This window comes from Streptomyces sp. NPDC057474, assembly GCF_042802555.1.
In the GTDB taxonomy this organism is placed as follows: domain Bacteria; phylum Actinomycetota; class Actinomycetes; order Streptomycetales; family Streptomycetaceae; genus Streptomyces.
In genome coordinates this window covers 1-6,364 of record NZ_JBHVDX010000362.1, presented here as the reverse complement: position 1 = coordinate 6,364, position 6,364 = coordinate 1, and the positions used below count along the sequence as shown (strand labels likewise).

Below are 6,364 nucleotides of genomic sequence, written 5' to 3'. Positions count from 1 at the left end.
CCAGCTCTCCCTGCACTACGGCGCGGACGACCTCGGCTCGATCATGCTGGAGGAGAACGTCGTCTCCTCCGCCGGCGCCAAGCACCGCTCCAACCTGGCCGAACTGATCACCCTGATCCGGGGGGCGGACCGGGTCCCGGCGCAGCGTTCCACGACGTACGAGCACCTGCTGGTGCACGACGACCCGGCGAACGACCCGGTCGACGAGCGCATCGTCTCGCACATCTCGTCCACGGCGATCGAGGGCGGCACCGCCCACCCCGAGCTGAAGCTGATCGCCGCGACCTGAGCCCCGGCCCGTGTGTCCGGGGCTCGCGCGTGCCGGTGCCCCGGACACACGCGCCTCGCCCCGCACGCACTGCCGCCCCCATCCCTGCGCAAGGACGGAGAGAGCCCATGGCGGGCGCCATTCACGCCACGGGTCTGGTGAAGACCTTCGGTGAGATCCGAGCCGTTGACGGAGTAGACCTGGATGTGCCGGAAGGCGGCGTGCTAGGACTGCTCGGCCCCAACGGAGCGGGCAAGACCACCACAGTACGGCTGCTCACCACCCTGCTGCGCCCGGACTCGGGCACGGCCACCGTGGCCGGCCACGACGTGATGCGCGAGCCGGACCGGGTCCGGCTGTCGATCGGGCTCTCGGGCCAGTTCGCGGCCGTGGACGACCGGCTGACGGGCCGGGAGAACCTCCGCATGATCGGCGAACTGTACGGTCTGCGGTCCCGGACGGCCCGCCTGCGGACCGACGAACTGCTGGACCAGTTCGACCTGACCGCCGCGGGCGACCGGGTGTCGAGCACGTACTCGGGCGGGATGCGGCGGCGTCTCGACCTGGCCGGCGCCCTCGTCGTACGACCGTCGGTGATGTTCCTCGACGAGCCGTCGGTCGGGCTGGACCCGACCAGCCGCCTGATGCTGTGGGACGCCATCGAGGACCTCGTCGGGCAGGGCACGACACTGCTACTGACCACCCAGTACCTGGAGGAGGCCGACCGGCTGGCCAGGGACATCTCGGTCGTCGACCACGGGCGGATCGTGGCCCGGGGCACACCGCGCGAGCTGAAGGCGCAGGCGGGTGGGCAGCGCATCGAGGTGACGGTCTCCCGGCTCGGACAGCTCGACACGGCCGCGGCCATGCTGGCCCGGTTCGGCATCCGTGCCCCGGACGTGGACCGGCCCCGGAGCACGGTCTCCGTGCCCGTCGACGGCGGCGTACGACTGCTGACGGAGGCCGTCGCCGCGCTGGACGCCGACGGGATCGAGATCACCGACATCGCGCTGCGCCGTCCCACGCTGGACGAGGTCTTCCTCGCCCTCACCGAGGACACCCGTCGGGACACCAGGCGCGCGGCGCTCGTCGCCGGCGCGCCGAGCGAGAAGGAGTGATGACAGTGTCGGCAACGGCGCCGCCCGTACCCGAGCTGAAGCCGGGCACGGCCGTCAAGTCCGTGCGTGACGTACTGGTCGTGACGCGGCGCAACGTGATCCGGACGCTGCGGATACCCGAGGTGCTCGTCCTCAGCCTGGTGCAGCCCATCGTGTTCGTGCTGCTCTTCGCATACATCTTCGCGGGGTCCTTCGCCCTGCCCGGAGAGGACGGTCCGGCGGCTTACCGCGAGTTCATGATGCCGGGCTTCTTCGCACAGACCATCGCCTTCTCCACGGCCGGCAACAGCAGCATCAGCATTGCCAACGACGTGCAGAGCGGCATGGTGGACCGGTTCCGGTCCCTTCCCATGGCGCGCGGCGCGCTGCTCACCGGCCGCACCCTCGCGGACCTCGTGCAGAACGTCGCCATGGTCGCCGTGATGATCCTCTGCGCGCTGCTGGTCGGCTGGCGCATCCACCACGGGGTGCTGCGGGCCGCCGCGGCCTTCGCCCTGCTCCTGCTCATGGGATACGCGCTGTCGTGGGTGGGCGTCGTCATCGGGCTGACGGTGCGCGCCCCGGAGGCCGCGGCCAGCAGCAACTTCCTGTGGCTGTTCCCGATGACATTCCTGTCGAACGCCTTCGTGGCGCCCTCGACGCTCCCGACGGTGCTGCGCTGGGCCGCGGAGTGGAACCCGCTGAGCGCGACGGTGCAAGCGGCACGCGAGCTGTTCGGAAACCCGGGACTCTCGGCCACGGGCGCCTGGCCGGCGCAGCATCCGGTGCTGGTGTCGTTGGCCTGGTCCGTGCTGATCGCGGTGGCGGGACGCGCGCTGGCCGTGCGTCGCTACCGCGCGATGGGTGTGTGAGGGGATCTCGTGACCGCGGACGCGGCGTTCCGGGCAGAGCTGATCCGCCCGCTGCACGAACTGCTCGCCGAACACGCCGCCCGGCAGCCGGAGCGGACCGCGTTCAAGGACGCCCGCCGCTCGGTGAACTGGGCCGAGTTGGACCGGCGTACCGCGCGGGTCGCCGGTCATCTGGTGGGCCTCGGGCTCGCGCGGGGCGCGTCGGCGGTGATCTGCCTGCCGAACCGGGTGGAAGCGGTGGAGAGCTGTCTCGCCGTCACCCGGGCCAGTGCCGTCGGTGTACCGCTGGACCCGCGGTCGGCCGGCACGGAACTCGCGCGGGTGCTGGACGACTGCGCGGCCCGGGTGGTGATCACGGATGCGGCACGGCTGCCACAGATGCGCCAGGTGCTCGCGGACCGGCCCGGGATCACGGTGATCCTGGTCGGGGAGGACTCCGAGCCGGGGTTCGCGGCGGCCGCCGACGCCGAGCTGCCGCGCTGGGAGGAACTGGCGTCGACGTGGTCGCTGCGTGATCCGCCCCGGGACGACCTGGGGCTCGACGAGCCGGCCTGGTTGCTGTACCCGTCCGGAACGACCGGACGCCCCAGGGGAGTCGTGTCCACCCAGCGGACGTCGCTGTGGACGACGGCCGCCTTCGGCGCTCCCCTGCTGGGCATGTCGCCGCAGGACCGGCTGGTGTGCCCGATGCCGCTGTCCCACGTCGTGGCGCACCTCGTGTGCGTGGTCGGCGTCGTCGCGGTGGGCGCCACGGCCTGCCTCACCGACGGCCCGGACGCCGAGGAGGTGCTGCACCGGCTACGGGAGGAGGACGCCACCTTCCTCGTGGGCGCGCCGGTGATGTACCGCCGGATGGTCGAGCTGGCGAGGTCCAGGGCGGTGCGACCGCCACGGCCGCGGGTGTGTCTGGTCGCGGGGTCGTCGTGCCCGCAGCCCCTGCACGAGGCGTTCCGGTCCGCCTTCGGCGTCGCGTTGCTGGACGGTTACGGCTCGGCGGAGACCGGCGGAGCGATCGCCACGAACCTGCCGCAGGGCCCGCACGTGCCGGGCTCGTGCGGGGTGCCGCTGCCGGGGCTCACGCTGCGCCTGACGGACGCGCGCACCGGCGAGGAGGTGGAGCGGGGCGCCGAGGGCGAGATCCGGGTGTCCGGTCCGGGGCTGATGCTGGGCTACCACGGGCGGGCGGAGGAGACCGCGGCCGTGCTGTCGGGGGGCTGGTACCGCACGGGTGACCTCGGCCGGCAGGACGCGGACGGACACCTGACGATCACGGGCCGGCTCACGGAACTCATCACCCGCGGGGGCGAGCACCTTCACCCCCGCGAGGTCGAGCAGGCGCTGGTCCAGGCGCCCGGGGTCGCGGACGCGGCCGTGGCGGGCGCCCCGCACGAGACGCTCGGCGAGATGTCGGTGGCGTACGTGGTGCCGGAGTCGGGCGGGATCGATGTGGAGACGGTGCTGGCCGCCTGCCGGCGGCGGTTGCCGCCGTACAAGCTGCCGGACGAGATCCACGAGATCGCCGAGGTGCCTCGCGACCCGGCCGGGGAGATCGCCCGCGGACTGCTGGCCGACCTACCGGCCCGGTTGTTGTGGCGCGGGTCCTCACGGCGGACGGCCGGGGAACCGGCCCGGTACCGCGGCGCCGTCGATCTGGGGCTGGAGGACGCCGGGCATCCCCTGCTGTCCGCCGCGGTCGAACTACCCGAACGGGACGAGGTGGCATACACCGGCCGGCTCACCGTGGCCGGGTCCGACCCCTCGCTGCTGCGCCGCGTCGACGGCACGGCGGTGGTCACCGGGGCCGTCCTGCTGGACCTGGTGCTGCACGCGGCGGGCCGGGCGGGCTGCGCCCGGGTGCTGGAGCTGACCGCGAACGAGCCGCTGGTGCTGCCGCGGGACGAGGGCGTGCAGCTGAGGGTGGGAGTCGGTGCCCCCGACTCCCGCGGCGTACGAGAAGTGACGGTGTACGGGCGCCGGGACGCGTGCGACGCGGCACGACGCCCGTGGACCCGGCACGCGGTGGCGTCGGTGGCACCCGCCGCCGAACCGGAGCCGGACATGCGCTGGGCGGTGTGGCCGCCGCGGGGCGCACGTCGGACGGGCGGGGACACCGGTGCCGGCCGACCGGACACCGCGCGGACGCCGCGTGGGGTGTGGCGGCGCGGCGACGAGGTCTTCGTGGAGGTGGCACTGCCGGACCGGGCGACGGCACAGGACCGGTTCGCCCCGCACCCTGCGCTGCTGGACGCGGCGCTGGCCTGCGCCGTGCGGCAGACCGCGGAGGGCACGCGGCAGGACACCGCGGACGTGATGGCGGTGCGCTGGCGCGATGTGTCGCTGTACGCCGTGGGCGCGTCCGTGCTGCGGGTGAGTCTGCGACGATCGGCGGACGGCACCTGGGACGTGGCCGCGGCCGACGGTGCCGGGGATCCGGTACTGACCGCTCGTTCGGTGACGTGCGCGCCGTGGGAGAAGCACGCCGTGCGGGCGTCGTCGGCGGCCCAGCAGGACGGCCTGTTCGAGGAGTCCTGGGCCCTGTGCGACCCGCCGCGGCGGGCGGACCGCTCCGACCGGTGGGCGATCGTCGGCCCCGATCCGCTCGGTGTCCGTGCGGGCCTGTTGTCGGCGGGGCGTCACTGCGAGGCCCCGCCCGACCTGCCGTCGCTGCTACGGGCGGTCGAGGAGGGCGCTCTCGTCCCGGACGTGCTGGTCGTCTCCGCCCGTCCCTCGAGGCCGCGGGACACGGACCCGGCCGACGCGGTGCGCGCGGCGGTCTTCGAGGCCCTGGAATGGGTACGGCACCTCGCCGATCCCCGGCTCGCGCGGAGCCTGCTGGTCGTCGTCACCCGGGGCGCGGTCGCCGTCGGCGACGACAGTTCGCCGGACGTGGGCGCGGCTGCCGTGTGGGGTCTGGTCGGAGCCGCGCAGGACCGGGCGCCGGGCCGTTTCGTGCTGGTCGAGACGGACACCGTGGAGCCTTCCTGGCAGCACGTGGAGGACGCCGTGACCTGCGGCGAACCACGGCTGATGCTCCGTGGCGGGGAGGTCCGCGCCCCGCGCGCGGTCCGTGTCCCGGCGAGTCCCCCGGACACGTCTTCCCCCGGGCGCACCGCACTGTTCGCCGGGAGCGACACACAGGGCCCGGCCGAGGCGTTCCTGGCACGGACCGGGCACGGCGCCGGACCGGGGACACACGGACCACTGCTGACGGGCCCGTTCGCCAAGAACGCCGCCGACCGGCTGCCGGCGTCCGCGGGCACGGCGGAGCTGGTGCGCTGGGACCCGGTGGACCCCGCCGGTGCGGTGCGGGCCCTGTTCGACGGCGCCCCCCGGACGGTGCTGTTCACGGCGGCCGTGCCCACCGACGGCGCGACGACCGGGACACGGGCCGAGGTGGACGCCGCGCTGCGTCCCGTGGTCGGCCCGGCACTGGAGCTGGTCCGGTCGGCGGCCGGACGGGGCGTCACCTCCGTGGTGTTCGCGACACCCGCACCCGCCGCGGCGGGTCTGGTCGACGCGGCCGTGGCCGCGGTGTTCGACGTGTGGGCCCGCGCCCTGCGGCGGGCCGGCGTGGCGGCCGTGTCGGTGCGCGGACCCGCCGGTGCCTCGGACGAGGCGGCGGACCTGTTCGCCTCGGCCGTCGCCACCGGACGGGCCGCGCTCACCGCCGGCCGCCCCGACCTGTCCGCGCCGCGAGTCCGGGGGCCGCTCGGCGCCACGGCCGCGCTGCTGCGGGACCTGGCGGGTGGCGTCGTCCGGCGTCCGGCGCGCGACGCGGTCGCCGATCCGGGCGGGCTGCGCCACCGGCTGGCGGCCCTCACCGGCGCCGAGCAGGAGGAGACCCTCCTGCGCCTGGTTCGCGGACACTTCGCGACGGCGCTCGGACTCGCCTCGGCCGGGCAGATCCCGGACACAGGACGGATCCGCGACCTCGGGTTCGACTCGCTGACCGCGTTGACCGCGCGCAACGCGTTGGAGTCCACGACCGGGCTTTCCCTGCCGGCGTCGGTGATCTTCGACTTCGCGACACCGGAGGAGCTGGCCCACCGCCTGAGGAACGAACTGCTCGCCGGCTGAGGCGGGCCGGCAGTTTCAGGCCACCCGGGCGGGTACGGCACCGATCGGTG

Annotated in this window: 3 protein-coding genes and 1 pseudogene; all 4 read left to right on the top strand. The window is 74.5% G+C overall.

Annotation, left to right across the window (positions count from 1 at the left end; all coding sequences use genetic code 11):
• Positions 1-289, top strand: a pseudogene (locus ACFU53_RS45725) (dehypoxanthine futalosine cyclase); the annotation flags it as partial.
• A 107-nt stretch (positions 290-396) separates the two neighbouring features.
• On the top strand, positions 397-1,386 hold the full coding sequence (locus ACFU53_RS45720; protein ID WP_384006042.1) for an ATP-binding cassette domain-containing protein: 990 nt from the start codon (positions 397-399) through the stop codon (positions 1,384-1,386).
• The gene (locus tag ACFU53_RS45715) at positions 1,386-2,237 is read left to right on the top strand and encodes an ABC transporter permease (RefSeq protein WP_384006040.1); all 852 of its coding nucleotides are present in this window, start codon (positions 1,386-1,388) and stop codon (positions 2,235-2,237) included. The genes ACFU53_RS45720 and ACFU53_RS45715 overlap by 1 nt, the downstream gene beginning before the upstream one ends.
• 9 nt (positions 2,238-2,246) lie before the next feature.
• On the top strand, positions 2,247-6,314 hold the full coding sequence (locus tag ACFU53_RS45710) for an AMP-binding protein (protein WP_384006038.1): 4,068 nt from the start codon (positions 2,247-2,249) through the stop codon (positions 6,312-6,314).
• Positions 6,315-6,364: the final 50 nt, after the last annotated feature.

Coding starts and splice junctions, on each gene's coding strand:
- ACFU53_RS45720 (WP_384006042.1), top strand. CDS start 397: ATGGCGGGCGCCATTCACGCCACGGGTCTGGTGAAGACCTTCGGTGAG.
- ACFU53_RS45715 (WP_384006040.1), top strand. CDS start 1,386: ATGACAGTGTCGGCAACGGCGCCGCCCGTACCCGAGCTGAAGCCGGGC.